We start from the raw sequence: 25,110 nt of genomic DNA, 5'->3' as shown, positions 1-25,110 counted from the left end.
CAGCAGTCGAGACAGCGCTATCTTTGGTGAGCCGGAAAACTGCCGGAAAATCAGGCAGTTCGCGCCAGCGCCGACTCACCGCAGGGCTTTAGCCAGGTGTCTACCTGACGGGCCAACTGGGCGATGGGTTGGGTGGCGTCCAGGGTCAGGGTCAGGGTTTCGCCGCGCGGCGACTCCAGGGCGGCGAACTGGCTGTCGATCAGGCTTGCCGGCATGAAGTGGCCGGGGCGTGCCAGCACGCGGCGTTCGGCTTCCTGGGGCGTCAGTTCGAGGAACACGAAGCCCAGGTCGGGTACGGCGTGGCGCAGGGCGTCGCGGTAGCGCTTTTTCAGCGCCGAGCAGGTGAGGATCGGCCGTTCGCCGGCCTTGAGGGTGGCCTGCAGCTCTTCGCCCAGGCGGATCAGCCAGCCAGCGCGGTCGTCATCGTCAAGGGGAATGCCGGCGCTCATCTTCTGGATGTTGGCGGCAGGGTGAAAGGCATCGCCTTCGATCAGGCGGCCGCCGCTGCAATCGGCGATGGCAGAACCGACGCAGCTCTTGCCGCAGCCAGCCACGCCCATCACCACAATAGCGGACAGGGGAGAGTTCATCGGTACCTCCTGCGGGGCGAGATAGCGCTATCTTTGGCCGAGGCTGACAACGCCTCGGCGGCTTCCCACCCGGTTGTTATTGGTTTTGTAAAAGCAGTCTGGGCGCTCATCGCCGTGCACCTGCAGTTATGCATTGCCTGACGTCTGAGACAGCGCTACCTTAGTGCCCGTTCCCTTCTCTTTGCAAGCCGAAAAATAAAAGCCCCCATGACCCGCATTGGCTCCCGTACTACCGGTCGTCCCACCCTGGCTGAAGTGGCCAGGCTTTCCGGGGTTTCCCCGATCACCGCCTCGCGCGCCCTGCGCGGCATCAGCACGGTTGCCCCGGAACTGGTGCAGAAGGTCAAGGATGCTGCCGCAGCGCTGGGCTATGTCGCCAACCCGGCAGCCCGCGCGTTGGCGTCGGCACAGAGCCAGTCGGTGGTGGTGCTGATTCCGTCGCTGTCCAACCAGCTGTTCATCGAAACCCTCGAAGCCATCCACGACGTGATGCGCCCGCGCGGCCTTGAAGTGCTGATCGGCAACTTCCACTACGACGTGGCCGAAGAGGAGAACCTGATTCGCAACTACCTGGCCTACCAGCCGTGCGGCATGCTGCTCACCGGTTTTGACCGCACCGAGGCGTCGCAGCAGATGCTGGCCGCCAGTGGTGTGCCCTGCGTGCACATGATGGAGCTGGGTGGGCCGGACACGGCCACTTCGGTCGGGTTTTCCCAGCAGCAGGCCGGGCGCGCGGCTGCCCGGCACCTGATCGAACGCGGGCGGCGGCGCCTGGGCTTCATTGCCGCGCAGCTCGATCCTCGGGTGATGCAACGCGCCGACGGGTTCCGCCAGGCGCTGGACGATGCAGGGCTGTATGACCCGGCACTGGAAATGCTCGCACCGCAGCCGTCATCCATCGGCCTGGGCGGCGAGCTGTTCAGCCAGTTGCTCGAGCGTCACCCGGAGGTGGACGGGCTGTTCTTCTGCAACGACGACCTGGCCCAGGGCGCGATTCTGCAGGCCTTGCGCCAGGGCATCGAGGTGCCGGGGCAGGTGGCGATGGTGGGCTTCAACGACCTGCCGGCATCGGCTCACCTGGTTCCGCGCCTGACCTCCATTCGCACCCCGCGCGCTGCCGTGGGGCGGCAGGCTGCGCAGGCGCTGCTGGCGTTGCTCGACGGCAAGGGCGGGCAGCCGCGCACCCAGGACCTGGGCTTCGAACTGATGGTGCGCGAAAGCAGTTGACGTGGGGTGATAAACGGTGATGGCAGTTGGCTTGCAGGGTACAGAAGTGCATCTATGCTGAGCAAAAACCGCCAATGGAGTGGTAACCAATGTTTAACGCCCATCGCAAGTCTGACCTGGCTGAAATCGAGCGTTGCACCCAAGCGTTACACCACTCCAATGCCAAGCTTGCGGCCATAGGTCGCTCGATGGCCATGATCGAGTTCAGCCCCGACGGGGTGATTCTCGAAGCCAACGAGCGTTTCTGCTCCACCCTGGGCTATGCCGCCGAGGAAATCATCGGCAAGCACCACCGCATTTTCTGCGAGCCCGACTACGTCAAGAGCGATGCGTACCGCACCCTGTGGCGCGACCTGGCGCGGGGCGAGGCCCACAGCGGTACCTTTCTGCGGCGCGACAAGGCCGGGCACGATGTATGGCTGGAGGCCAGCTACATGCCGGTGTTCGGCGCCAACCAGCAGGTCACCAGCGTGATCAAGGTCGCCTCCGACATCACCCGGCGGGTGGTCGAGGAGCATGAGAGCGACAGCCTGATCAATGCCATCAGCCGTTCCATGGCGATGGTCGAGTTCACCCCCGAAGGCAATGTGATCCGTGCCAACGAGAACTTCCTCAAGACCATGCATTACCGGGCCGAGGAGGTCATTGGCCAGCACCACAGCCTGTTCTGCCACCGCAGCGAAAGCGAGTCGAGCGCCTACAAGGCATTCTGGGCCTCACTCAATCGCGGCGAGTACCATTCCCATCGTTTCGAGCGCAAGAACAAACTCGGGCAGATGGTGTACCTGGAAGCTTCCTACAACCCGATCTTCGATACCCGTGGCCGCCTGTACAAGGTGGTCAAGTTTGCCAGCGACATCACCCACCAGGTGTGTACCCAGCAGACGGCAGCCGAAGCGGCCCACGCCACCTCGGTGCAGAACGATGCCTGTGCGCGCAAGGGCTCGGAGGTGGTGCAGCATACGGTGCAGGTGATCGAGGAGATCTCCCGCGAGCTCAATGCCGCAGCCCGCAGCATCGATGCGGTGAGCAAGCAGTCGGAACTGATCGGGCAGATCGTGCAGACCATCCGCAGCATTGCCGACCAGACCAACCTGCTGGCCCTGAATGCCGCCATCGAGGCGGCGCGGGCAGGTGAGCACGGCCGCGGCTTTGCCGTGGTGGCCGACGAGGTGCGCAGCCTGGCGGCACGCACCAGCAAGGCGACCCTGGAGATCGTCGATGTGGTGCGCCAGAACCACGACCTTTCACTCAATGCGGTGGCCAGCATGCAGTCGAGCCTCAGCCGCACCGGGCTGGGGGTGGAACTGGCCAATGAGGCGGGGGAAGTGATCCTGGAAATCCAGCAGGGTTCGCAGCATGTGGTGGACGCCATCAGCCAGATCAACTCGACCCTGCAACTGCACTGAGCCGCATCTCAACCGGCGGCGATGGATCGCTGCAGGTGTTCATGCAGATCCTTCAGGCTCTGTTCCAGCGCCGCCAGCAACGCCTCGATGGCCTTGTCCGGGGCCTTGCCGGTACAGGCCTGCTCCAGCGCATCGCAGTGCCCCACCAGGCCATGGGCCTTGAGCATCTTGGCGCCGCCCTTGATGCGGTGCGACAGGCTGCGCAGTTGCTGTCGACTCGCGCCTGAGCCCAGGGCACGCAACGCCTCGAGGTCTTCGGCGCTGCTGCGCTCCAGCTCCGTCAGCAGACGCTTGATCAGCCGTGGGTCACCCAGGGTCAGGTGCTTGAGGTTGTCGATGTTGAAACCGCTGTTGTCCTCGGCGCGGGGCTCGGGTGGCGCCTGCGGCTCGGGGGTATCCACCCCCGACAGGTGACGGCTCAAGGCGCCCAGGCCGATCGGCTTGAACAGGCAGTCATCCATGCCCGACGCCAGGCAGCGCTCGCGTTCGTCGGCCTGGGCGTTGGCGGTCAGGCCCAGGATCAGGCAGGGCGGGCAATTCGCCTGGGCTTCCTGGGCACGAATCTCGCGCGCCAGCTGGTGGCCGTCCATGCCGGGCATGTTGCAGTCGGTGATCACGGCGTCGAAGCGCCCGGCCTGCCAGGCTTGCAGGCCGCCCGCGCCGTCGCTGGCCTGGGTCACCCGATGGCCCAGCACGCTCAGCTGCTTTTCCAGCAGCATGAGGTTGGCGGGGTAGTCGTCGACCACCAGGATGTTCAGCCGCTGGCTGGCCTGCGCCGTTGGCTCCTGGGCCGGTTCCTCGGGTTGACTGGCAGTGCTGGCCAGCATCAGCGGCAGGCTGACCGTGACCTGGGTGCCATGGCCCGGGGTGCTGTGCAGCTCCAGGCTGCCCTGCATCAGTTCGCACAGGGTCCGGCTGATCACCAGGCCCAGGCCGGTGCCCTGGCGAGCCGGCTGGCTGCCGGCCTGGATGAAGGGGTGGAACAGGCGCTGCTGGTCCGGCTGGCTGATGCCGATGCCGCTGTCCTCGACGGCCAGGTGCATGTGCACCTGCTTGCCGCACGGCGTGGGCTGGCACTGCAGGCGCACGCTGACGCCACCGCGCTCGGTGAACTTGATGGCATTGCCCAGCAGGTTGGACAGGATCTGGCGAAAACGCAGCGGGTCGATCTCCACCAGGGCGGCGGGGGGCTGCAGGTCCTGGGTCAGGCTGATGTCCTTGAGACGGGCGCTGCTTTCGAACACCTGCACGGTGCTGCGTACCAGCGCACCCAGGTCGGTGGGTTGTGGCGCCAGGCTCATGTGTCCGGATTCGATGCGGGCGATGTCCAGCACGTCGCCGATCAGCTCCAGCAGGCTGCTGGCCGAATCGAATGCCACCTGCAGGGAGTGCTCGTCGGTGCGGCCCTGTGCGGCATCCTTCAGGGCAAGCTCGAGCAGGCCGATCACCGCGTTCATGGGGGTGCGGATCTCGTGGCTCATGGTGGTCAGGAAGGTGCTCTTGGCGTGGTTGGCGCTGTCGGCCTGTTCTTTGGCCACATGCAGCTCTTCGAGCAGGTGTTCGCTGATGCGCAGCTGCAGTTGCAGAGCCTGCTCGGCCTCGGCGCGTTGCTGCATCAGCTTGCGCAGGTAACGGTTCCACAACGCTATGGCAAGCACCAGCGCCACCGCGATGCCAAGAATCTGCAGCACCAGCGAGCGGTAGTTGCGCCAGGGCGTGTCGCTGATCAGGGCGTTGATGCGCCAGCGATTGACCAGCTGGGTCATCTGCTCGGGCGGGATGCTGAGCAGGGATTTTTCCAATATCGCATGTAGTGGCGAAGAACGTTCGGTGGCGAAGGCGGCGAGGGCCGGGGTGTCGTCCAGCAGGGTGGCGATGCGCAGGCGGTCCTTGAACATGCGGCTGATGAAGTAGGCGGCGTTGATCTGCGAACTGAGCGCCGCGTCCGCGCGGCCCTGGGCCACGTACTCCATCAGTGCCAGCGGGTCGTCGACTTCGATCAGGCTGATGGCGGGATAGCGCTGGCGCAGTTCGGCGCTCACCGGTGTACCGCGAATGATCGCCAGGCGCTTGCCGTCGAGCTGGTCGGGGTGGCGGATCGATGTATCGCGCACGCTGGTCACCAGCACCCGCGGGTTGGCCAGGTAGGGCCGGGTGAAGGCCAGGGTTCTGGCGCGCTGCTCACCATAGTTGAGCGCGCCGACGACCTCGGCTTCGCCCTGTTCGACCATGCTGATCATGGTGGGCACCGAGTCGGTCTCGATGATCTGGAACTTCAGCCCGCTGCGCAGGCTGATCTGCGCCAGCACGTCGGCGGTGATGCCGCGAAAGTGCTGGTTTTCGTCGAAGAAGCTCAGGGGCGCGAAGTACTTGTTGATGACCACGCGCACGCTGGGATGCTGCGCGATCCAGTGGCGCTCTTCGTCGGTCAGCGCGATGTCCGCCCGGTTGAGCAGGATGCTGCTCACGCCGCTGGTCCAGCGGCGCATCACGTTCAGCCGGTCGCTGTCGGTGATGCTGCCCAATGCCTTGTTCACCAGGTCCAGCAACGCGGTGTTCTCGCGCACCAGGGCAAAGCCGAATGAAGAGCGCTGGGGTTTGACGTAGTGGGAGATCTGCAGGCTTTCGCGGTAGTTCTTGCCGATCAGGTAGTCGGAACTGATCGCGTCGCCGATGAATGCATCGGCCTGGCCCAGGGCCACCGCCGACAGGGCCGACATGGTCGAGGCGTACAGTTGCAGGTTCGCCCGGGGGTAGAGCTGGCGTACCAGCGACGGTGGCAGGTAGTGTTCGACCATCGACAGCGTCAGCCCGTCGAGCGGGTCGTCTGGGTCATGGGTCACGCCGACGGGGGTCGCGATGATCGGCTGGTCGTCGGCGTAGGGCTGGCTCATCACCAGTGCGCTGTCGGCGGCTTCGTAGCCGTTGGCGCTGCCCAGCAGGTCGATCTGGCCACTGTGCAGGGCGGCGATGGCCTGGATACGGTTCGGGAACTGCAGCACCTGCACCGGGATCTTCAACTGCTCGCCGATCAGGCCGGCGAAGTCGGCGCTGACCCCTTCATAGTCGTGCTGGCTCACATTGATGTCGAAGGGCGGGTAGTCCGGCGCCGAGGTGCCCAGGCGCAGCACCTGCTTGTGCTTGAGCCACCGACGTTCGGCGAGGGTCAGTGAGGGTGGCGCACTGCTGCTGACCGAGCGCCCGAGCAGTTGGCGGGCAACCCCCGGCTCCTGTGCCATGGCGCTTATCGCCAGCCACTGCACCAGGCAGGCGAGCAGCAGGGCAGGCAGGCAACGCTTGGTCATGGGCGGCTCAGGTCAGTGCGTTGCGGTTGGCCACATCGATCAACTCAACCAGCGATACCACCCCGAGCTTTTCCATGATGCGGGTCTTGTAGGTGCTGATGGTCTTGGCGCTGAGGATCATCGCCGTGGCGATTTCGCCATTGCTGGCGCCCTTGGCCAACTGGCGCAGCACCTCGAACTCACGGTTGGACAGCTTGTCCAGGCGCTGGAGTTCCGAGCTTGACCGGTCATTGAAGCGTGACGCATCGGGCAGGTAGGAATAGCCGTTGAGCACGGCCTTGAGGGCGGCGCTCAGGATATCGAGGTCTTCGTCCTTGCGCACGAATGCCGAGGCACCGGACTCGATGCAACGGCGGGCGAACAGCCGGGGTGGGCGGCCGGTCAGTACCAGGATACGTGGCGGGTTGGTCAACTGGCTGAGCCGCTCCAGCACGCTCAGGCCATCCAGGCGTGGCAGCCCCAGATCGAGGATCACCACGTCAGGTTGCAGCTTGCGCGCCAGTTCGACGGCACTGGCGCCGTCTCGGGCTTCACCGACGATGTTGTAGCCATCGCGCTCCAGCAGGGTGCGGATGGCGAAGAGGATGGTGGTGTGGTCATCAACGATCAAGACTTTGGGCATCGCGCAACTCCTTGTCAGAGAGGTGATCCAGGCCCCGAACCGTTCGGGGCGACGCCTGCCCAGGCTCTGGCAAGGCGGCCAAGATACGTGGAAACGCTCAGCAGGAGTACGTCCAGTATAGAAGTGAGGAAGAAATCAGTTCGATTAGAGGATTTTTCTTACAAGGCGCTCGAAAGTTCTGTAGCCGATTTCCTATCGCCTGGGCCGGTTATCGCTAGCAGAGGCTGTTGAATCGGCAGGCGCGCCCATGGGAACGTGCCGGGCATCGGGCCGGGAGGGCCGCCGTCAATGGCCGTCAAGGTCGGTACAGGTGCGCATGCCCGGCGCGGTAGAGCGCCGACTCGCTGAAGGTATCGCTGCCCAATACCCGGCCCACCAGGATCAGTGCGGTGCGTCGAAAGCCCTTGGCCTGCACCCGTTGCACGATGTCGTCCAGGCTGCCCAGCACCCAATCCTGATCTGGCCAGGTGGCGCGGTGCACCACGGCGATCGGGCAGTCGCTGCCGTAATGCGGGCGCAGTTCCTCGACGATTCTGGCCAGGTGCTTGACCCCCAGGTGAATGGCCAGGGTTGCCTGGTGGCTGGCCAGGCTCCCCAGCGATTCGCCCGGCGGCATCGGCGAGGTATCGCCGTAGCGCGTCAGGATCACGCTCTGGGCGATGTCCGGCAGGGTCAGCTCGCATTCGAGCAGGGCGGCACTGGCGGCCACGGCGGTCACGCCGGGGATGATCTGGAACGGGATACCCAGTTCACGCAGGTGGCGGATCTGTTCGCCGATCGCACCGTACAGCCCCGGGTCGCCGCTGTGTACGCGGGCCACATCCTGGCCGTTGGCGTGGGCCGTGCGCATCAGCTCGATGATCTGTCCCAGGTGCAGTTCGGCGCTGTTGATCACGGTTTCGGCGCGGTGGCCTTCGAGCACGGCGGCGGGCACCAGCGAGCCGGCATAGATGATCACCGGGCAGCTGTGGATCAGGCGCTGGCCCTTGACGGTGATCAGCTCGGGGTCGCCCGGGCCGGCACCGATGAAATAGACGGTCATGATGAATCCTTGGAAAGATTGCGCGGCATTATCCGTCAAACGGCGGGGCCCAGGCCAATGCCAGGGTGGCGGCGCCTTGCACGGTGCGTGGCAGGCGCAGTGCGGCATTGGCGCCGCCGCGTTGCTCGGCCAGGGCCAGCGCGGCGCTTTCGGCCACCCCATGGCAGCCGCTGAGGGCGAACGCCGTGGGCGAACGGTGGCTCAGGCGGCTTTCGAAGGGGGCCAGTTGCGCGGCCGAAAAGAACACCAGCGGCAACCCCAGTTGCCTGGCCAGTTCATGCAGGCCGGGCTCGTCGGCCTTGAGGTCGATGCTGGCCAGCCCGGCGAGGGCAGAGGTGGGCAGGTGATGGGCGAACAGGGTCTGCTGGAGCAGGGCGGCCAGTTCGCGGGCCGGGCAGCCGCGACGACAGCCCAGCCCGGCATACAACTGCATCAGGCTGGCTGGCGACGGTACAGCCAGGCACTGAGCAGGCCCAGGGCCAGCCAGAACGCGGCATTGGTCAACAGCGACGCCACCTTGAACTGCGCCTCCAGTGCTTGCGGCGCCAGGCTCTCGTGCACCTCCGGCTGCGGCGCACCGATCACGTGCGGAACAACCAGCAATGCCACACCCAGCGCCTTGAGCAGCCAGTTGTGCGCAAACACGATCAGGGCCAGGCCGGCAGCGGTGGCAGCCGCGGCGCCCACCCACCACAGTTGACGCTGCGCCAGGTCGGCGGCGGCAGTGCCCGGCAGCTCTGGCGGCAGCCCGAGGGTGGGCGCCAGGCAGAATACCGCGAACCCGGCAAGCCCCCAGGCTGCGCCGGTGGCGGTACGGCCCGGCGCACGCAGGGTGTACAGCGCAGCCAGGATCAGGGCAAAGCCGACCGCCACCACCAGGTTGCCACCGGTGGTCGACAGCACGCGCTGCCAGCCGTCTTCAGGCGACCAGGCCTCGGCATCGTGGTGGTGGCCTTCACCCGCGGCGTCGGCATGCTCATGGGGTTGGGCGGCCGGTGCCGGGTTCTCGTAGGTTTCGGCCTGCAGAATCAGCGGTGCGACCCAGAAGCTTTGCAGCAGGGTCAGCAGCAGGGCGGCGAGCAGGCCGGTAAAGCCTGCGGTGCGGGCAATGCGCTTGATCATCGGGGCAGGTCTCAGTGGCAAGGGAACGCGGCGCTGTGGCGGGTATCGTGGGCAGCGTTGTGCACCGCCTCGATGTGCGAGAAGCCGGCGAAGTAGACCAGGCAAAGGCCCAGCAGCGATGCACCGATGGCGACGGCCAGGCGCTGGCTGAGGGTAGTGGGGGTGACGAGGGGCTGGCTGGCGGTACTGATGGGCATGGCGCGTTCCTTTTTGCTGTTGTCGTGTCGTCGGGGCTATCGGCAACAGGCAAGCGCGGCCAACCCCTGCGCGAGGCTCGCCCAGGGGTTCAACAGCGCCCGCCCACCGCGGGTTTGTCATGACTGTATCGGGCCGGTCTCCGGGCTTGCGAGGGCTGGCAGCATGCTCAGCCTGAGGGCGTCACCTTCCCATGCCGCACAGCTGGCACAGTGGTAAAGACGCTTTCCTCGCTTACCGTTGCGGGGGCAGCACCGGATTTGTCGCTGCTTCTTTGCAGAAGCGGCTGACGCACCGGTTTCCCGTTTCACCTTGTAAAAAGGCACCCGAACGAATGCGGCTAGCAAATCACGCGCGCCGGCATCCGTCAATACAGCGGTTGACCTGCCCCGGACCACTGCGTAGCCTAGCCGCTTCGAGGTTCTGCGGCCCTGGCTGCAGCTAAGACGGGAATACGGTTCAAGCCGTGGCTGCCCCCGCAACTGTAAGCGTTGAACGGCATCGGCCGTGCCACTGCCCCGGGCGGGAAGGCGTCGATGCTGCCGGCAGGCGTGCCGGCACAGCGCGAGCCAGGAGACCTGCCTCGAACAGTTTCCGACTTTCAACCGGGCGGGGTGATCCGGTGGCGAATGCGCTCAGGCAGCAAGGCTCCTGCGGCTCTCGTCCTGCATGCCCGCCATCCTGCCAAGGGCACCCCCATGAAAACACTGGCCAAACTCCCCGTCACCATCGTTACCGGCTTCCTCGGCTCGGGCAAGACCACCTTGCTGCGGCACATGCTCGACAACGCCCAGGGCCGCCGCATCGCGGTGATCGTCAACGAGTTCGGCGAGCTGGGCATCGATGGCGAGATCCTCAAGCAGTGCAGCATCGGCTGCACCGAGGAAGAAGCCAGCGGGCGCGTCTACGAGCTGGCCAACGGCTGCCTGTGCTGCACCGTTCAGGAAGAGTTCTTCCCGGTGATGCGCGAGCTGGTGGCGCGCCGTGGCGACCTGGACCATATCCTCATCGAAACCAGCGGCTTGGCACTGCCCAAGCCACTGGTGCAAGCCTTCCAGTGGCCGGAAATCCGCAACGCCTGCACGGTCGATGCGGTGATCACCGTGGTCGACAGCCCGGCCGTGGCCGCCGGCACCTTCGCTGCCTACCCCGATCAGGTGGACGCCCAGCGCAAGCTCGACCCGAACCTGGACCACGAGTCCCCACTGCACGAACTGTTTGCCGACCAGTTGGCCAGCGCCGACCTGGTGGTGCTGAACAAGGCTGACCTGATCGCTGCCGACGACCTGGCCAGGGTGCGCGCCGAGGTGGCCGAGGAACTGCCGCCTGCGGTCAAGGTGGTGGAGGCCAGCAGCGGCCGCCTGCCGTTGGACGTATTGCTGGGCCTGGGCGCCGAGTCCGAGCAGCACATCGACGCGCGTCGTACCCACCACGATTCGCACCATGACGGCGATGACGACCACGACGATCACGACCATGATGCCTTCGACTCCATTTCCATCGAGTTGCCCCAGGCCGACGAAAGCCTGCTGCTCGATGCCCTGACCCAACTGGTGGTGCAGCACGGCATCCTGCGCGTGAAGGGCTTCGCGGCCATTCCGGGCAAGCCGATGCGTCTGCTGGTGCAGGGCGTGGGTACGCGCTTCGACAAGCACTTCGACCGCGCCTGGCGCAGCGACGAGCCACGTACCACGCGCCTGGTGCTGATTGGCCAGGACCTTGACGCCGTGCAACTCGAAGCCAGCCTGCGCGCCGCACTGGGCGCCTGACCCATGCACCTGCTGCGGACCCAGCCCGGCGGCTTTGTGCCGGACGACAGCATCGCCGACCTCGGCCAGACCCCCGCCGACCTGGTGATTCTCTGCAGCGGTGATTCGCACCTGGCACTGCTGGCCGAAACCGCCCAGCAGTTGCCGGACGACTACCCCAGCCTGCGCCTGGCCAACCCGATGCAGGTGCAGAACCATGCTTCGGTCGACCTGTATGTGGACGAAGTGCTGCGCCATGCCAAGGTCATCCTGGTGTCGCTGCACGGCGGTATCGGTTACTGGCGCTATGGCGTGGAGCAACTGGTGGCGCTGGCGGGGCGGGGCGTGCAACTGATCCTGGTGCCGGGCGACGACCGCCCGGACCCTGAGCTGACCAGCCTGAGCACGGTGCCCGCTGCCCAGGCCGAACGGTTGTGGCACTACCTGCGCCAGGGCGGCAAGGCCAATGCGCTGAACCTGTTCCAGTGCCTGGCCAGCCAATGGCTGGACCGCGACTACCACTGGGACGAGCCGCAGCAGTTGCCGCGCACCAGTGTCTATCACCCGCAACACCCCCAGGCGAGCGTGGACAGCTGGCGTGCCCTGTGGCAGCCCGGCCAGCCCGTGACGCCGATCATCTTCTACCGCTCGCACCTGCAGGCCGCCAACACGGGGTTCATCGATGCGTTTTGCGAGCGTCTGCAAGGCGCGGGGCTCAACCCGCTGCCGATTGCCGTGGCCAGCCTCAAGGAGGCAGCCTGCCTGGACCAGGTCGAGCAATGGCTGGACCAGGTCGACGCGGCCCTGATCATCAACACCACAGGCTTCGCCCAGTCCAGCCCGCAGCAGCCGCATTTGCGCCCGTTCCGGCGCGACATCCCGGTGCTGCAGGCCATCTGCGCACAGGACAACCAGCCGGCCTGGGAGGCCAGCGAACAGGGCCTGGGCGCCCGCGACCTGGCCATGCACATTGCCCTGCCGGAACTGGACGGGCGCATCATCAGCCGGCCGATCAGCTTCAAGGACCTGGCCTGGCGCAGCGAACGCAGCCAGTCGGACGTGGTGTGCTACAAGCCGCACCTGGAACGCATGGATTTTGTTGCGGAACTGGCCCGGCGCTGGTGCGAGCTGGCGCGCCTGGACAACCCGCAAAAACGCGTGGCGCTGATTCTGGCCAACTACCCGACCCGCGACGGGCGCATCGGCAACGGTGTGGGGCTGGACACCCCAGCGGCGGCGCTCAACATCCTGCGCGCCATGCAGGCCCAGGGCTACCCGGTGGGGCCGTTGCCAGACAGTGGCACGGCGCTGATCCAGGCCCTGCTCGGCGGGGTCAGCAACGACCTCGACACGCTCGACCAGCGCCCCTGTGCGCAGAGCATGGCGCTGGACGATTACCGCGCCGCCTTCGCCCTGTTGCCTCAGGCCAACCAGCAGGCGGTGCGCGAGCGCTGGGGCGAGCCGGAGCAGGACCCGATGTTTCGCAGCGGGCGCATGATGGTCGCCGGCCTGCGCCTTGGCCTGACCTTCGTTGGTATCCAGCCGGCGCGCGGTTATCAGGTCGACCCCAGTGCGGTGTACCACGACCCCGACCTGGTGCCGCCGCATGGCTACCTGGCGTTCTACTTCTGGCTGCGCCACGCCTATGCCGCCGATGCGCTGATCCACGTGGGCAAGCACGGCAACCTGGAGTGGCTGCCGGGCAAGGGCGTCGGCCTGTCAGCCGGGTGCTGGCCGGACGCGTTGTTGGGGCCGCTGCCGAACATCTACCCGTTCATCGTCAACGACCCGGGCGAGGGCGCACAGGCCAAGCGCCGCACCCAGGCGGTGATCATCGACCACTTGATGCCGCCGTTGACCCGCGCCGAAACCTACGGGCCGTTGCGCGACCTGGAACTGCTGGCCGACGAGTACTACGAGGCGCAACTGCTGGACCCGCGCCGGGCCCGTGAACTGCAGCGCGACATCCTCAACCTGGTGCGTGACAACCACATCGACCGCGAGCTGCAGCTGGAAGGCGAGCTGGACGATGCGGCGGTGTGGCTGCCGCGCCTGGACACCTACCTGTGCGACCTCAAGGAGTCGCAGATTCGCGACGGCCTGCATGTGTTCGGCCAATCGCCGGACGGACGCCTGCGGATCGACACGCTGCTGGCCCTGCTGCGGGTGGAACGTGGTGATGGGCGCGGCCCCAATGCCAGCCTGCTGCGCGCCCTGGCCCGCGGCCTGGGGCTGGGCTTCGACCCGCTGGACTGCGACCTGGGCCTTGCCTGGGAAGGGCCACGGCCGCCGAGCCTGGCACAGGTGAGCAGCGAGGCCTGGCGGACCAACGGCGACACCCGCGAGCGGCTTGAACTGTATGCCGCCCGCCTGATCGAGCAGACCCTCGACGGGGCGCCGGCCAGCCACCAGCACAGCGCCGACGTCGAGGCCGTGCTGCAGGCGCTGCGGGCCCAGGTGGCGCCGCAGCTGGATGCCTGCGGCCCGGCCGAAATGCAGGGCCTGCTGGCGGCGCTGGACGGGCGTTTCGTGCCGGCGGGGCCGAGCGGGGCGCCCAGCCGCGGGCGCCTGGACGTGCTGCCCACCGGCCGCAACTTCTACACCGTGGATGTGCGCAACCTGCCCACCGCCACGGCATGGCGCATCGGTTTCGCCTCGGCCAACCTGATTCTGGAACGCCACCTGCAGGACCACGGCGACCACCTGCGCCAGCTCGGCCTGTCGGTATGGGGCACGGCCACCATGCGCACCGGCGGCGACGACATCGCCCAGGCCATGGCCCTGCTCGGCGTACGACCGGTATGGGCCAGCGGCAGCCAGCGGGTGGACGACTTCGAGATCCTGCCGGTGAGCCTGCTGGATCGCCCACGGGTAGACGTGACCCTGCGCGTTTCGGGGTTCTTCCGCGATGCGTTCGGCAACCTGATCAAGCTGTTCGACGCGGCGGTGCAGGCCGTGGCGGCACTGGATGAGCCGGATGACCTCAACCCCCTGGCGGCCAAGGTGCGCAGCGAGCGTGCCGAACTGCTGGCCGCTGGCCTGAGCCCCGAGCAGGCCGAGCGCCAGGCGGGCTGGCGGGTGTTCGGCTCCAAGCCCGGTGCCTACGGCGCCGGGGTGCAGAACGCCATTGACGGCCGTCTGTGGCACAGCCGTGAAGACCTTGCCGAGGTCTACATCAACCATGGCGCGTATGCCTATGGTGCCTCGGACGACGGCACCGCCGCGCGCGAACCCTTTGCCCGGCGCCTGAGCCAGGTGCAGGCGGTGCTGCAGAACCAGGACAACCATGAGCACGACCTGCTCGATTCCAATGACTACTACCAGTTCCAGGGCGGCATGCTCGCGGCGGCAGAAAGCCTGGCCGGCGCCGGCGTTGCCAGTTACCACGGCGATCACAGCCAGCCGGATCGCCCGCGCATTCGCACCCTCAAGGAAGAACTGAACCGGGTGATCCGTGCGCGTGCGCTCAACCCCAAGTGGATCGACGGGGTCAAGCGCCATGGCTACAAGGGCGCGTTCGAGATGGCCGCGACGGTCGACAACCTGTTCGCCTTCGATGCCACCACGCACCTGATCGACGATCATCATTACCAGTCGCTGGCCGAGGCCTATGTGCTCGATGCCGCGACCCGCGAGTTTATCCGCCAGCACAACCCCGAGGCCCTGCGCGACATCACCGAACGTTTGCTGGAGGCCCAGCAGCGCGGGCTGTGGCAGGCTCCGGGCGAGTACCGCCAGGCCCTGGAAGAGCAACTGCTGGACGCAGAGGAATAAGCCAGACATGAGCGAACCCGTACATTTTCCGCTGGCCGCCGTGGTCGGCGCCCACGACCTGAAGCTGGCGCTGTGCCTGACGGCCATCGACCCCAGGATCGGCGGCGTACTGATCGAAGGCCCGCGCGGCATGGCCAAGAGCACCCTGGCCCGGGGCCTGGCCGACCTGCTGGGCGAGGGGCCCTTCGTGACCTTGCCGCTGGGCGCCACCGAGGAGCGCCTGGTCGGCACCCTGGACCTGGATGCTGCGCTTGGGCAGGGCCGCGCGCAGTTCTCGCCGGGTGTGCTGGCCAGGGCTGATGGCGGCGTGCTGTACGTCGACGAGGTCAACCTGCTGCCCGATCATCTGGTCGACCTGCTGCTGGATGTGGCTGCCAGCGGCACCAACCGGGTAGAGCGCGATGGCATTTCCCATCGGCACAGTGCGCGCTTCGTGCTGATCGGCACCATGAACCCGGAGGAGGGCGAGCTGCGTCCGCAGTTGCTCGACCGTTTCGGCCTGAATGTGGCCCTGCAGGGCCAGCCGCTGCCCGAGGCGCGAGGCCAGATCATCCGCCGCCGGCTGGACTTCGACAGCGACCCGCAGGCGTTCTGCGCGCAGTGGGCCGATGCCCAGGCCGAGCTGCGCCAGCGCTGCCAGCAGGCACGCGAGCGCCTGGAACAGATTGCCCTGGATGACCAGGCCCTGGCGCAGATCACCCAGCGCTGCTTCGAGGCCGGGGTCGACGGCCTGCGCGCCGACCTGGTCTGGTTGCGTGCCGCCCGTGCCCATGCGGCCTGGCGCAGTGCACCGGGCATCGAGGCCGAGGATATCGAGGCGGTGGCAGAGTTTGCCTTGCGCCATCGGCGCCATGACCGGCCCGCCGAGCAACCGCCTCGCCCGGACGCTCAGCCCCAGGGGCAATCGAGCCCGTCGAGCGAGCCCCAGGGCAGTGGCCAGTGGGGTGAGCTGCCAGGCCAGCCGGTGGCTGTGGGCGCTCGGCGCGAGGTACCGCGCTGGCCAAAAAAGCCTTGAGCATCCGCCCGCGCTCGCACCCGGCGGCGGATGCCAGGCCCCGTGCAGGCAAGCTCGACCGGGGCCCGCGCGGGCGTGCCCGGGCAGCCGGGCAGGGCAGCGTGGCCTGGCCTGCCACCCTGCTCAAGGGCCGCCCGCGCCAGCGCGACGAGCTGTGCTGGGCGCAGCGCACCGCAGCGCCGACGCAGCTCTGGCTGGTGATTGTGGATGCGTCGGCGTCTACCCGGCGTTACCAGGCACTGAGCAAGGCCAAGGGTTTGCTGGCCGAGCTGTTCGACCAGGCGTACCGGGCCCGCGCCAGGCTCGCCCTGCTCACGGCCAGCGGCCGCGAACCGCGTTGGCAGCGCCACGGCCTGAAGGCCTCTGCCGCGCTGCAGCCCTGGCTGGCGGAGCTTGGCGCCGGCGGAGGCACGCCACTGCTCGAGGCACTGCAGCAGGCCCGGCAATGGCTGACCCAACGCCAGCGGCGCTACCCCAATGAGGTGCAGCACTGCCTGATCCTCACCGATGGCCGGCTCAAGGCCTGGCCGGCGCTGGAGGCACTGCCGTGCAGCAGCCTGCTGGTGGACATGGAAAGCGCACCGGTTCGCCTGGGCCGCGCCAGGCAAATGGCGCTGGAACTGGGTGCGCAATACCAACACCTGGAACAGTTCAACTTGCGTTGAAACAAGTACTTGGGCCGTAAACTGCGGCCAACTGCCGCAGCCGCCGGCGCACACTTCACAAACAAAAAAAGTGCACCCGGTGGGTGCACTTTTGCATGAACGGGGCAGGCCGGAAAGTTACTTCGGCATGCTCCACGGCTGCAAGTCATAACCTTTCTGGCTCAACTCGGCGCGCACTTCCTCGATCAGGTGTGCCAATTGCTGCGGGTCGGAATAGGTGCTGCTTGGAACTTGCTTGCTGCCGATACGGGTGCTGGTCCGGTCGATTACCGCCAGGCTGAGTTCGCCAGTGCCGTTAGGCACATCCCAGGCGACGCACTGGAAAGGTTCGAAGGCGTGGTCGGCAATCAGCAGTGCTTCGTTGACACGGAGCGGGGCGTTCATGGGTTCGGTCTCTCTGTGGTCCCAAACATTGAAAAAGTTGCGGCAAGGTGTGTTCCCTGCGGCAGGTTACTTGTACTGATGCACGCAGTAGTGGGTCAGGTCACACTGCAAGTAATGTTTTTTTAATCGGTGCTGACAATCTGCATTCATTGGCAACATCTGGGACGTTGAATTAACAGGAAAATTCTACCGAGCCGAAAGCAAGGCCGTATTTGCAGACGGACGGTAGTGGGCATTCTGACGTTGGTTGCTACTGTTACAGACGGGCCATACAACATGCTGTTTCTACTAACATTTCCAATAATTGGCGCCAAGGAAAGGTCATGCTGGAACCGGTACCGAACCGCCGCTTGCTGATCGTTGACCCTTGTGACGATTGCCACCGCTTGTTGCCAGGCCTGCGCAGCGTAGGTTGGGACGTGCGCACCTGCACCCTTGCCACTGCCCTGGAGCACCCTTGCGATGTGGGGTTGCTGCGCCTGCACGCCAGCCACCTGCAGCACCCCGATGCGGTCAAGGACCTGATCAGCCGCAGCGGTACCGAGTGGATCGCGGTGCTCAGCGCCGAGGAGCTGCGCGCGCAGAACGTGGGTGATTTTGTGTGCGAGTGGTTTTTTGACTTCCATACGTTGCCATTCGATGTCTCCCGCGTGCAGGTGACCCTGGGTCGCGCATTCGGCATGGCACGCCTGCGCGGCAAGGGCAACCTGCATGTGGATGAGCCCGAGCACGAACTGCTGGGTGACAGCCGCCCGATCCGCGAATTGCGCAAGTTGCTGAGCAAGCTGGCGCCCACCGAGTCACCGGTGCTGATTCGAGGCGAGAGCGGTACCGGCAAGGAGCTGGTGGCGCGCACCCTGCACCGGCAGTCGCAGCGCCACGACAAACCGTTCGTGGCGATCAACTGCGGGGCGATTCCCGAACACCTGATCCAGTCCGAGCTGTTCGGCCACGAAAAGGGCGCCTTCACCGGCGCGCACCAGCGCAAGGTCGGGCGCATCGAGGCTGCCAACGGCGGCACGCTGTTTCTCGACGAGATCGGCGACCTGCCGCTGGAACTGCAGGCCAACCTGCTGCGCTTTCTGCAGGAAAAGCATATCGAACGGGTAGGCGGCAGCCAGCCGATTGCAGTGGACGTGCGGGTGCTGGCTGCGACCCATGTCGACCTGGAGAGCGCGATCACCAGCGGGCGTTTTCGCGAAGACCTGTATTACCGGCTCAACGTGCTGCAGGTGGTGACGGCACCGCTGCGTGACCGGCATGGCGACCTGTCGATGCTGGCCAGCCACTTTTCGCGTTTCTACAGCCAGGAAACCGGCCGGCGCCCGCGCACCTTCAGCGAAGACGCGCTGATGGCGATGGGCAAGCATGATTGGCCGGGCAATGTGCGTGAACTGGCCAACCGCGTGCGTCGCGGCCTGGTGCTGGCCGAAGGGCGGCAGATCGAGGCCCAGGACCTCGGGTTGCAGGGGGCGCAGGTCGAGATGACGCCGATGGGTACCCTGGAAGACTACAAGCACCGCGCCGAGCGCCAGGCGCTGTGTGACGTGCTCAATCGTCACAGTGACAACCTCAGCATTGCGGCCAAGGTGCTTGGGGTGTCGCGGCCTACGTTCTACCGGTTGCTGCACAAGCATCAGATTCGCTGAAGATCCCACGCTACGTCCATTCGCCAGCAAGACTGGCTCCTACCCGAAGGTAGGAGCCAGCCTTGCTGGCGAATGGCGTCGGCGCAGATCAGAAGTAGTAAGGGAATTTGAGGCTGAAGGTGAAGTCCGGCGCATCGTCGGTCAGGCCGATCGACAGGTTGGGCACTATGGTCAGGTTGTCGGTGGCGGCCAGGGTCATGCCCACGTTGAAATAGGCGGCGTTGGCATCACTGCTGGGCACCGAGGTCCAGCTGTCGCCGGTTTCGGCCGACTTGATCTTGGATTTGCGCGCGATCAGGTCGGACACCGAGAACGACATGCTCATCTTCTCGTTCAGCGCAAAGGCGATACCGGCGCCGATCTGGAAGCTGTCGCCCAGCTTGACCTTGCCCGGCACCTTGACCCCGGACGTGGAGCTGACGTCACTGAACGACTCTTCCAGGGTATGGGTATAGGACAGGCTGCCGAACAGTACTGCCGGGTCGAACGTCTTGACCAGCGAGATGCCCGGGCTGATGGACCATACGCCGTTGCCGGTGGGCAGGTCTTCGGGGTAGGCGAGGCTGTCGTTGTTCGGATCCTGGATCAGCTTGATGCCGAACGGGTCCTTGCCGGTGGGCGCCTTGACCCGCAGGGTGAGCACCGCATCGGGGCTGTTTTCCGATTCGTCGAGGAACTTGTAGGCCACGCCGAAGTTGACATCCCCCAGGGTCGGGTCGCGAGTGACGGTCTGTTCGGTCACGCCCTGGGCGTTGTTGCCGGCGCCCCCGGACTGGTAGGTGGACTCGCGGTAGACGATGGGGGCGTTGATATCGAACTGCCAACGCTGGTCGAGGTTGTAGCGGGCAGTCAGGTCCAGGGTCCAGTTGTCGGCCTTGATGCGGTCCAGGTTGATGTTGCCCAGGAAAATCGAGTCCAGCGCGAGGAAACCGTTGAGGATCAGTTGGCGGGTGTCGTAGCGGGCGTAGGTGATGCCGGTCTCGACGCTGAACTTGCCGCCACCGAAGAAGCCGCTGGCCTCGTCGTACAGGTTGGACACGCTCTGCGCAGGTTCCGAATCGCCCTTGAGCGCTTCGCCGTAGGAACTGCCGGTGCCGGGGGTTGATCTTCAACCTGGCGGACCCGCTGCTCGAGCACCATCAGTGCCTGCTGCTGGGATTCATAACGTTGCTTGAGTGCCTGCAACTCCTGTTTCAGGGCCTCAACTTGCGGATCTGGCGCCGCTTGCAGCAGCGCTGAAGACGCCAGAGTGCTCACACAGACCACTGCCTTCAACGAAAACGATCGATGCATGGGTTAGCCGTCCCTTCCAACTGCGGTGAATTGAGACAGAGCGTAGATCAATATCCGGAAATACGAAGGCCCTTGAGTTGATCCAGGTTGCAGTTCAAGGCCCCGGCAGTAGGCAGGTTGTTGCGCAGTACCACATTGAGCTGGGTGATGTTGTTGACGGCGTTGTTGCCGCCCAGGAGCGTGGTGGCCTGCAGCAGCCCGCCCTGGGCCAGGCGCTGCACCGTATTGCCCTGGTTGTTGTTGGCCTGGATACCCAGCTGGATGCCCTTGCCGGTGGCGGAAACGCTCAGCGTGCCGGCGCCATTGCTGCCGGTGATGGTCTGCCCGCTACCCAGCAACTGACCCTGTGGCTGGCCCGCCGCCGGGGCACTGTTGGCTTCCTTCACGTTGATCGAGACATTGTTGTAGGCCGTGTTGTAGTCGCCCGCCGCGCGTACCGACTGGGTAACGCCCTGGGTCGTGCCAAGGCCGGCCCCGCCGGTGACGGTACCGTTGCCCTGGGTTACCGGGGCGCCGTTGCCGTCGCGCGTGTCGAGCGATACATAGAACTGCGGCTTGAACGAGGATTGCTGCACTTGCATGCTGGCGGTGGCGCCGATGCTGTCGCCGCGGGCGTTCTGCCAGGTGCTGCTCATCACCACGCCAAAGCTGATGATGCGCCCTGGCATCACATAGCGTCCGCGCAGTTCGGACAGTTCCTGGTCCTTGATCTCGATGGGCTTGAACTGCGCATGCGCAGGCAAGCTGGCGGCCAGGCAGGCGGCAACCAGCCAGGTTGAAGTCTTCATCGGGTGCTCCCCGGAGCTTCATGCCCCTTCTGATTAGAAGAAATCACTTTGTATGAAACCAAAATCCATCAACTGCGCATCGTCTACCGGGCTGAACCCGTTGATCTTGTTTTTTGCAGTCAAGGGTTGTGGCGGGTCGAGCAATGCGTTGGCCTTGTCATAGCCAGGGCCGATGACGGCAAAGATGATGCCGTTCCAGCCTTTGACGAAATCATCGAACTTGTAGCGTTTGTGGCCCAGAACCGGGTCACCGATGTACACCCAGTCCTTTTCGGTGCGTTGCAGCACCACGAAGTGCTTGTAGCCGCGAATGTCCATCAGCACTACCACTGGAATGGTGACGCTTTGCAGGCTCTCGGGCGGGATCCGATAGCCCCGGGCACGCATGCCGATGCTTTCCACGTATTTCTTCATGTCCAGCATGGAGAAGCCCTGGGTCTTGACCACTTGCTGGTCGGCGTGGGCGAGCATGCCGTCGATGATGTGTTCTTCGTCGACGTCCAGCCAGTAGGCTTGCTTGAGGACGGTGGCCAGGGCGGCGGCGCCGCAACTGAAATCGGTTTTCTGTTGTACAAGGTCGGCGAAGCGTCGTTCGCGAATGCTCTGGATGGGCTTGTAAATGACATTGCCGCCCGGCAGGGCAGCGATGGGCATCTGTGCGGCCTCGGCCAGGCTGGCCAGAAACAGCAATGCGGCAAGCAGGGCAATGCGCATGGTCTTCGCACCGTGTAGATGGCAGGAAAGGGGCCCCTGGGGGCCCCGTCCTTTTTCAGCTTACAGGCAGGCGCGGCAGCCTGCTGCGATGGACAGCGAGTTGCTCTGCTGGTTGCCCGAGCCGGCCGACACGTTGGCGCCCACGTTGCCCGACACGCCATTGAGCGAGTTGCTCATGTTGGCGTTGTTGACCACAGGGTTGGCCCAGCCGGTAGGTTTGAGCACCTGGTAGGTGTAGACGCCACCGAGTACGAAGCTGCCTTCTTCGGTGAAGGTAAGCTTGTCTTTCTGTGGTTTGTTGCCGCCACGATCATCCCAGCCACCGTTGTGCCCGGGTTTGTCGTCTTTGCGTTCCACGTAGCCGTGGCCTTCGCCTTCGTACTGGCCATAGGCGGCAAAGGCGCCACCGAGGGTTTCCTTGGTGTAGGTACGGTCGGCCTTGTTGTTGACGCTCAGGCCGGAGGTGGACTGGTTGGCGGCTGCGCTGGCCACGGCCACACGGCCGCCGGACACGGCGATTGCCAGGTTGTTTTTCTGTTGGTTGAAGTCGCCGGCGGTCACGTTGACACCGATGTTGCCGGAGCTGTTGTTCGCCGAATTGGTGAGATTGGCGTTGTTCTGGGTAGAGAAGTTGTTGACGATGTTGCTGGTGTTGGTCTGGGTGGCGCTGGAAACAGCAACCGCACTGCCGAAGATGAAGCGTTCGTCGGCGGTGGCGATGGCGGCAACGTTGTCTTGCTGGTTGCCGTCACCGGCGGCCACGTTGGCGCCCAGGTTGCCTTGAGAGCCGTTTGCCGAGTTGTCCATGGTGCCGTTGTTGCGGGTGTTCTCGTTGAGCACACCGTTACCACCATTGCCCTGGGTATCGATCACGGTGGCGCCAGCGCCGGCGTTTACCAGCAGGGCGAGCAGCGCGCTGGAATTGTTGTTGCCGCCGTTATTGCCGCCATTGTGTCCGCCGTTGTGACCACCGTTGTTTCCGCCCGCTTGTGCAGCAACTGCCATGACCGCTGCGAGTGCGAATACCAGAGGCTTGAGTGCCATTGTGGGTTTCATGGTGTTTCTCCGCATTGTTTTTAGTTGTTAAGTGTTGTGTTGTGCTGCGTTGTGAACTGCTCGGGTCAATCTGCAACCCGTACGCTCAGGGTGTTGGCCATTCGGTTCCCGACCCCGGCGCTCTGGTTCAACTGGATCACCCCACGGCTGCCGGTGAAGGCCTGATCGCTGGTAGCGACCTGGCGACTGCCGGGGGTTTGACCTGTCGAGCCTGAGCCGTTTGACAGCGCCACGTTCTGCTGGTCGAGGACGCTGTCGTCGATGCTCTGCGCGGTGGCACTGATGCTTACCCGCACGGCATTGACTTGTTGTGTGTTGGCACCGGCCGACTGGTTGATCCCAATCATCCCGTTACCGTTGGTGAAGGCGTTGCCACCGATGCTGGCGCGGGCATTGATCGCGCTGCTGGCAGGGGTGTCGATGCGCTGGCGCACCTGGGTGGTGGCGGTGGCATCGGGGTTGATGGCGATGGCGCGGCTGTTGTTCTGTTGCTGCTGGTCGCCAGCCGCCTGGTTGATGGTCACGTTGCCCTTGTAGCCCTGGCCGCTGGCGTTGATGGTGGCGTTGTCATTGACCGGTTGGCCGGCCAGGGCCGACGCGCTGCAGGCCAGCGCCAGAAACAGCAGTGAGTGGTTCATCTCAACGGCCCCCGGTCAGGATCTGCAGCGGCGCAAGGCCACGCTGCACGTTCTGGTTGACCGAATTGGAGATGCTGTTGGCGCCCCCTGCGCCAGGGCCGGAACCGCCACGCAGGCCCGGCAGGCTGGTGGGCACCGCCCCCATGCCGCGGATGTTGCCGGATGCGTCGGGCATCAACACCCGGTTTACACTGGCACCGCTGGCCACACCGGCAAAGTCGCCATCGCTGAGCTCGTTGGTCTGGCTCAGGATGCGTGGCGACTGATTGGCATTGACGGTCATGGGGCGGGGGTCGGGGGTGCCGGTCGGGCGAACGGCCGAACGCGGCTGAACCTGGCGCTGGATGATGATGGTGCCGTCGCCGGCGGCCAGTATCGGCAGGCTCAGGGTGCTGGCGCCCAGCGCACAGCCCATGACGAAAAGACTCAGCAGCTTGTTGGTGTGATTCCCCACGGCAGCGATTCCTTCTTCGGTGCGCTGGCCCTATCAGCGTTGCGAGAAGGAGAGCAGAAGCTGTGCCGCTTTTGCTTTGTGCCAGCGAATCAAGGGCATAGCGCACGTGGCAGGGGCCGGTCGGAAAACCTGTATCACCGGTGATACAACCGCTGGTCCTTTTTACAGGCCTTGGAGCAGCGCAGATGCCCGGCGTGCCCCGAGGGTGGGTGTATCACCGGCTTAACACGTCACCGCGTGTTGGGCGCAAGTGCTCTGGATCGGCGGTTGAGGTGGCCGGGTGTGTAACGCCGGGTTAACACTCGGTGGCGCAGGCCGGGGGCTTTCCTTCCAGCAGCGCCTGTACGGCCGCCAGTACCGTCGATTGGCGGTATGCCCAGTCGCCCTCGATGACCTGCATGGGTTGGCCATGCCGTTGCAGCCATTGGCGGCTGGCATCGAAGAACGCCTGGCGCTCCTCCAGCCGTGGCTGACAGCGCTGGCCGTCGCCGACCCAGGGCACGCCTGCGGGGCTGAGCAACAGGTGCAGGTCGTAGCGCCGTGCCAGCAGCGCCTGTTCCAGCCACGCCGGGCAGTCGTTGAACAGTACGCGGCTCCACAGCATGTTGCTCAGCAGGTGCGTATCGAGTATCAGCAGCTCGGGCTGGCGCCCGCGGGCCGCATCCTCCCACATCAGTTGCCCGCGGGCGATGGGGTCGATGTCGGCGTAGCAGGTGTCGCGTCGCTGCTCGTCGATGAAGTGGCGCACGTACTCGCCTACCAGTTCGCCACCGAAATGCGCCTGGATTTCGCCGCCCAGCCAGCTCTTGCCACTGGACTCCGGGCCCGCCAGTACCAGGACCTTCATGGGCTGGCCAATGCCGGGTCACGTCGCCAGCTATGCCAGCCCTGCAGGGCGATCAGGGTGAACAGCGCATACAGCGCGGCGGTGATGTACATGCCTTTGTAGAGGAACAGGCCGACGAAGATCACGTCCAGCACCATCCACAACGGCCAGCATTGCACGCGCTTTTGCGCCATCCAGAACTGCGCCACCAGGCTGAAGGCGGTGAGGGTGGCGTCCAGCCAGGGCTCTGCAGCATCGGTCCAGGTGGCCATGGCCGCACCGAGGGCCAGGCTGGCCAGCAGGCCCACGCCCAGGCCCGACAGCAGCGGCGCGGTACGCAGGTAGGTCACCTGCCGGATCGGGCGATCCTCGCCGGGGCGTGTCCACTGCCACCATCCATAGAGCTGGAACACGGCAAACGCCAGTTGCAGCAGCATGTTCGAATACAGCTTGAAGTCGAAGAAGATCCAGCTGTAGAGCAGCACCACCAGCAGGCCGATGGGCCAGCACCAGGGGTTCTGGCGGGTCGTGAGCCATACAGCGATGACGCCCAGCACGGCAGCGTACAGTTCCAGGCCGGACATCGGCGTTCCT

The 25,110-nt window shown here is 65.4% G+C and carries 23 protein-coding genes, 2 pseudogenes and 2 riboswitches; of the genes and pseudogenes, 9 read left to right on the top strand and 16 right to left on the bottom strand.

Annotated elements, in window-relative coordinates; genetic code table 11:
• Positions 1–50 precede the first annotated feature (50 nt).
• On the bottom strand, positions 51–590 hold the full coding sequence (locus JZZ72_RS13155) for a gluconokinase (protein ID WP_043861445.1): 540 nt from the start codon (positions 588–590) through the stop codon (positions 51–53).
• Positions 591–797: 207 nt separating this feature from the next.
• Between JZZ72_RS13155 and gntR the strand changes: the two genes are divergently transcribed.
• From gntR to JZZ72_RS28275, 3 genes and pseudogenes are all read left to right on the top strand, one after another.
• Positions 798–1,817, top strand: coding sequence for an HTH-type transcriptional regulator GntR (gntR, locus tag JZZ72_RS13150; protein WP_054914573.1), 1,020 nt, complete (start codon positions 798–800; stop codon positions 1,815–1,817).
• An 89-nt stretch (positions 1,818–1,906) separates the two neighbouring features.
• Positions 1,907–2,689: pseudogene (locus JZZ72_RS28280) on the top strand (PAS domain-containing protein); the annotation flags it as partial.
• A complete protein-coding gene (locus JZZ72_RS28275) occupies positions 2,687–3,226 on the top strand; it encodes a methyl-accepting chemotaxis protein (RefSeq protein ID WP_373870429.1) in 540 nt (179 codons plus the stop codon). The pseudogene JZZ72_RS28280 and the gene JZZ72_RS28275, both read left to right, overlap by 3 nt.
• An 8-nt stretch (positions 3,227–3,234) precedes the next feature.
• On the opposite strand, the gene JZZ72_RS13140 is transcribed toward JZZ72_RS28275, so the two are convergent.
• The 6 genes from JZZ72_RS13140 to JZZ72_RS13115 all read right to left on the bottom strand — a co-directional run bounded on the left by JZZ72_RS13140 (position 3,235) and on the right by JZZ72_RS13115 (position 9,514).
• The gene (locus tag JZZ72_RS13140; protein WP_210014541.1) at positions 3,235–6,531 is read right to left on the bottom strand and encodes a transporter substrate-binding domain-containing protein; all 3,297 of its coding nucleotides are present in this window, start codon (positions 6,529–6,531) and stop codon (positions 3,235–3,237) included.
• 7 nt (positions 6,532–6,538) lie between these two features.
• Positions 6,539–7,153, bottom strand: coding sequence for a response regulator transcription factor (locus JZZ72_RS13135; protein ID WP_043861449.1), 615 nt, complete (start codon positions 7,151–7,153; stop codon positions 6,539–6,541).
• Positions 7,154–7,448: 295 nt separating this feature from the next.
• Entirely contained in the window at positions 7,449–8,195 is a 747-nt protein-coding gene (gene cobM / locus JZZ72_RS13130) for a precorrin-4 C(11)-methyltransferase (protein WP_043861450.1), read from the bottom strand.
• Between the two features lie 28 nt (positions 8,196–8,223).
• Positions 8,224–8,628 carry a cobalamin biosynthesis protein gene (locus tag JZZ72_RS13125; RefSeq protein ID WP_123752579.1) on the bottom strand — a complete coding sequence of 135 codons (405 nt, stop codon included), beginning with the start codon at positions 8,626–8,628 and terminating at the stop codon, positions 8,224–8,226.
• Complete coding sequence (locus tag JZZ72_RS13120; protein ID WP_210014540.1) at positions 8,628–9,317, bottom strand: CbtA family protein; 690 nt, start codon at positions 9,315–9,317, stop codon at positions 8,628–8,630. The genes JZZ72_RS13125 and JZZ72_RS13120 overlap by 1 nt, the downstream gene beginning before the upstream one ends.
• An 11-nt stretch (positions 9,318–9,328) precedes the next feature.
• On the bottom strand, positions 9,329–9,514 hold the full coding sequence (locus JZZ72_RS13115) for a CbtB domain-containing protein (protein ID WP_043861453.1): 186 nt from the start codon (positions 9,512–9,514) through the stop codon (positions 9,329–9,331).
• A 114-nt stretch (positions 9,515–9,628) separates the two neighbouring features.
• Positions 9,629–9,857, bottom strand: a riboswitch (cobalamin riboswitch).
• Between the two features lie 56 nt (positions 9,858–9,913).
• Positions 9,914–10,112: riboswitch (cobalamin riboswitch) on the top strand.
• 98 nt (positions 10,113–10,210) lie between these two features.
• Between JZZ72_RS13115 and cobW the strand changes: the two genes are divergently transcribed.
• The 4 genes from cobW to JZZ72_RS13095 are packed head-to-tail and all read left to right on the top strand — an operon-like array spanning position 10,211 to position 16,714.
• Complete coding sequence (gene cobW / locus JZZ72_RS13110) at positions 10,211–11,281, top strand: cobalamin biosynthesis protein CobW (protein WP_043861454.1); 1,071 nt, start codon at positions 10,211–10,213, stop codon at positions 11,279–11,281.
• A gap of 3 nt (positions 11,282–11,284) precedes the next feature.
• The gene (gene cobN / locus JZZ72_RS13105) at positions 11,285–15,034 is read left to right on the top strand and encodes a cobaltochelatase subunit CobN (RefSeq protein ID WP_210014539.1); all 3,750 of its coding nucleotides are present in this window, start codon (positions 11,285–11,287) and stop codon (positions 15,032–15,034) included.
• A 7-nt stretch (positions 15,035–15,041) separates the two neighbouring features.
• Positions 15,042–16,049 carry an ATP-binding protein gene (locus JZZ72_RS13100; protein ID WP_116054196.1) on the top strand — a complete coding sequence of 336 codons (1,008 nt, stop codon included), beginning with the start codon at positions 15,042–15,044 and terminating at the stop codon, positions 16,047–16,049.
• Positions 16,046–16,714 (top strand): vWA domain-containing protein, encoded by a 669-nt coding sequence (locus JZZ72_RS13095; RefSeq protein ID WP_229589463.1) that lies wholly within the window; start codon positions 16,046–16,048, stop codon positions 16,712–16,714. Before JZZ72_RS13100 ends, JZZ72_RS13095 begins: the two co-directional genes overlap by 4 nt.
• Before the next feature lie 117 nt (positions 16,715–16,831).
• Here the strand turns inward: JZZ72_RS13095 and JZZ72_RS13090 are convergent, their stop codons facing one another.
• Positions 16,832–17,098: a hypothetical protein gene (locus tag JZZ72_RS13090; protein WP_054914565.1), complete on the bottom strand. Its 267-nt coding sequence runs from the start codon at positions 17,096–17,098 to the stop codon at positions 16,832–16,834.
• Between the two features lie 323 nt (positions 17,099–17,421).
• Here JZZ72_RS13090 and JZZ72_RS13085 point away from each other — a divergent pair, with 323 nt between their 5' ends.
• On the top strand, positions 17,422–18,747 hold the full coding sequence (locus tag JZZ72_RS13085) for a sigma-54 dependent transcriptional regulator (RefSeq protein WP_043861458.1): 1,326 nt from the start codon (positions 17,422–17,424) through the stop codon (positions 18,745–18,747).
• Between the two features lie 88 nt (positions 18,748–18,835).
• On the opposite strand, the pseudogene JZZ72_RS13080 reads toward JZZ72_RS13085, so the two are convergent.
• A pseudogene (locus JZZ72_RS13080) lies at positions 18,836–19,887 on the bottom strand (hypothetical protein).
• On the opposite strand from JZZ72_RS13080, the gene JZZ72_RS27810 reads away from it, so the two are divergent.
• On the top strand, positions 19,849–19,986 hold the full coding sequence (locus JZZ72_RS27810) for a hypothetical protein (RefSeq protein ID WP_236066271.1): 138 nt from the start codon (positions 19,849–19,851) through the stop codon (positions 19,984–19,986). The pseudogene JZZ72_RS13080 and the gene JZZ72_RS27810 sit on opposite strands and share 39 nt — an antisense overlap.
• A gap of 101 nt (positions 19,987–20,087) precedes the next feature.
• Here the strand turns inward: JZZ72_RS27810 and JZZ72_RS13075 are convergent, their stop codons facing one another.
• The 7 genes from JZZ72_RS13075 to pnuC form a co-directional block, all read right to left on the bottom strand.
• Positions 20,088–20,828, bottom strand: coding sequence for a hypothetical protein (locus JZZ72_RS13075; protein WP_043861460.1), 741 nt, complete (start codon positions 20,826–20,828; stop codon positions 20,088–20,090).
• Positions 20,829–20,861: 33 nt separating this feature from the next.
• Entirely contained in the window at positions 20,862–21,542 is a 681-nt protein-coding gene (locus JZZ72_RS13070; RefSeq protein WP_043861461.1) for a C39 family peptidase, read from the bottom strand.
• A gap of 60 nt (positions 21,543–21,602) precedes the next feature.
• Entirely contained in the window at positions 21,603–22,598 is a 996-nt protein-coding gene (locus JZZ72_RS13065) for a hypothetical protein (RefSeq protein ID WP_043861462.1), read from the bottom strand.
• Positions 22,599–22,663: 65 nt separating this feature from the next.
• Entirely contained in the window at positions 22,664–23,236 is a 573-nt protein-coding gene (locus JZZ72_RS13060) for a hypothetical protein (protein ID WP_043861463.1), read from the bottom strand.
• A 1-nt stretch (position 23,237) separates the two neighbouring features.
• The gene (locus JZZ72_RS13055; protein WP_373870424.1) at positions 23,238–23,690 is read right to left on the bottom strand and encodes a hypothetical protein; all 453 of its coding nucleotides are present in this window, start codon (positions 23,688–23,690) and stop codon (positions 23,238–23,240) included.
• A gap of 295 nt (positions 23,691–23,985) precedes the next feature.
• Positions 23,986–24,537, bottom strand: coding sequence for an AAA family ATPase (locus tag JZZ72_RS13050; RefSeq protein WP_210014538.1), 552 nt, complete (start codon positions 24,535–24,537; stop codon positions 23,986–23,988).
• Positions 24,534–25,100, bottom strand: coding sequence for a nicotinamide riboside transporter PnuC (gene pnuC / locus JZZ72_RS13045; RefSeq protein ID WP_210014537.1), 567 nt, complete (start codon positions 25,098–25,100; stop codon positions 24,534–24,536). The genes JZZ72_RS13050 and pnuC overlap by 4 nt, the downstream gene beginning before the upstream one ends.
• Positions 25,101–25,110: the final 10 nt, after the last annotated feature.

Source organism: Pseudomonas palmensis (assembly GCF_017848315.1).
Lineage (GTDB): Bacteria > Pseudomonadota > Gammaproteobacteria > Pseudomonadales > Pseudomonadaceae > Aquipseudomonas > Aquipseudomonas palmensis.
The sequence above is the reverse complement of the archived record's forward strand: the minus strand, read 5'-3'. Positions and strand labels throughout refer to the sequence as shown.

What these genes read in the sequence shown, in the direction of transcription:
- JZZ72_RS13155 (WP_043861445.1), bottom strand. Translation starts at nt 590, where the DNA reads ATGAACTCTCCCCTGTCCGCTATTGTGGTGATGGGCGTGGCTGGCTGC.
- gntR (WP_054914573.1), top strand. Translation starts at nt 798, where the DNA reads ATGACCCGCATTGGCTCCCGTACTACCGGTCGTCCCACCCTGGCTGAA.
- JZZ72_RS13140 (WP_210014541.1), bottom strand. Translation starts at nt 6,531, where the DNA reads ATGACCAAGCGTTGCCTGCCTGCCCTGCTGCTCGCCTGCCTGGTGCAG.
- JZZ72_RS13135 (WP_043861449.1), bottom strand. Translation starts at nt 7,153, where the DNA reads ATGCCCAAAGTCTTGATCGTTGATGACCACACCACCATCCTCTTCGCC.
- cobM (WP_043861450.1), bottom strand. Translation starts at nt 8,195, where the DNA reads ATGACCGTCTATTTCATCGGTGCCGGCCCGGGCGACCCCGAGCTGATC.
- JZZ72_RS13125 (WP_123752579.1), bottom strand. Translation starts at nt 8,628, where the DNA reads ATGCAGTTGTATGCCGGGCTGGGCTGTCGTCGCGGCTGCCCGGCCCGC.
- JZZ72_RS13120 (WP_210014540.1), bottom strand. Translation starts at nt 9,317, where the DNA reads ATGATCAAGCGCATTGCCCGCACCGCAGGCTTTACCGGCCTGCTCGCC.
- JZZ72_RS13115 (WP_043861453.1), bottom strand. Translation starts at nt 9,514, where the DNA reads ATGCCCATCAGTACCGCCAGCCAGCCCCTCGTCACCCCCACTACCCTC.
- cobW (WP_043861454.1), top strand. Translation starts at nt 10,211, where the DNA reads ATGAAAACACTGGCCAAACTCCCCGTCACCATCGTTACCGGCTTCCTC.
- cobN (WP_210014539.1), top strand. Translation starts at nt 11,285, where the DNA reads ATGCACCTGCTGCGGACCCAGCCCGGCGGCTTTGTGCCGGACGACAGC.
- JZZ72_RS13100 (WP_116054196.1), top strand. Translation starts at nt 15,042, where the DNA reads ATGAGCGAACCCGTACATTTTCCGCTGGCCGCCGTGGTCGGCGCCCAC.
- JZZ72_RS13090 (WP_054914565.1), bottom strand. Translation starts at nt 17,098, where the DNA reads ATGAACGCCCCGCTCCGTGTCAACGAAGCACTGCTGATTGCCGACCAC.
- JZZ72_RS13085 (WP_043861458.1), top strand. Translation starts at nt 17,422, where the DNA reads ATGCTGGAACCGGTACCGAACCGCCGCTTGCTGATCGTTGACCCTTGT.
- JZZ72_RS13075 (WP_043861460.1), bottom strand. Translation starts at nt 20,828, where the DNA reads ATGAAGACTTCAACCTGGCTGGTTGCCGCCTGCCTGGCCGCCAGCTTG.
- JZZ72_RS13070 (WP_043861461.1), bottom strand. Translation starts at nt 21,542, where the DNA reads ATGCGCATTGCCCTGCTTGCCGCATTGCTGTTTCTGGCCAGCCTGGCC.
- JZZ72_RS13065 (WP_043861462.1), bottom strand. Translation starts at nt 22,598, where the DNA reads ATGAAACCCACAATGGCACTCAAGCCTCTGGTATTCGCACTCGCAGCG.
- JZZ72_RS13060 (WP_043861463.1), bottom strand. Translation starts at nt 23,236, where the DNA reads ATGAACCACTCACTGCTGTTTCTGGCGCTGGCCTGCAGCGCGTCGGCC.
- JZZ72_RS13050 (WP_210014538.1), bottom strand. Translation starts at nt 24,537, where the DNA reads ATGAAGGTCCTGGTACTGGCGGGCCCGGAGTCCAGTGGCAAGAGCTGG.
- pnuC (WP_210014537.1), bottom strand. Translation starts at nt 25,100, where the DNA reads ATGTCCGGCCTGGAACTGTACGCTGCCGTGCTGGGCGTCATCGCTGTA.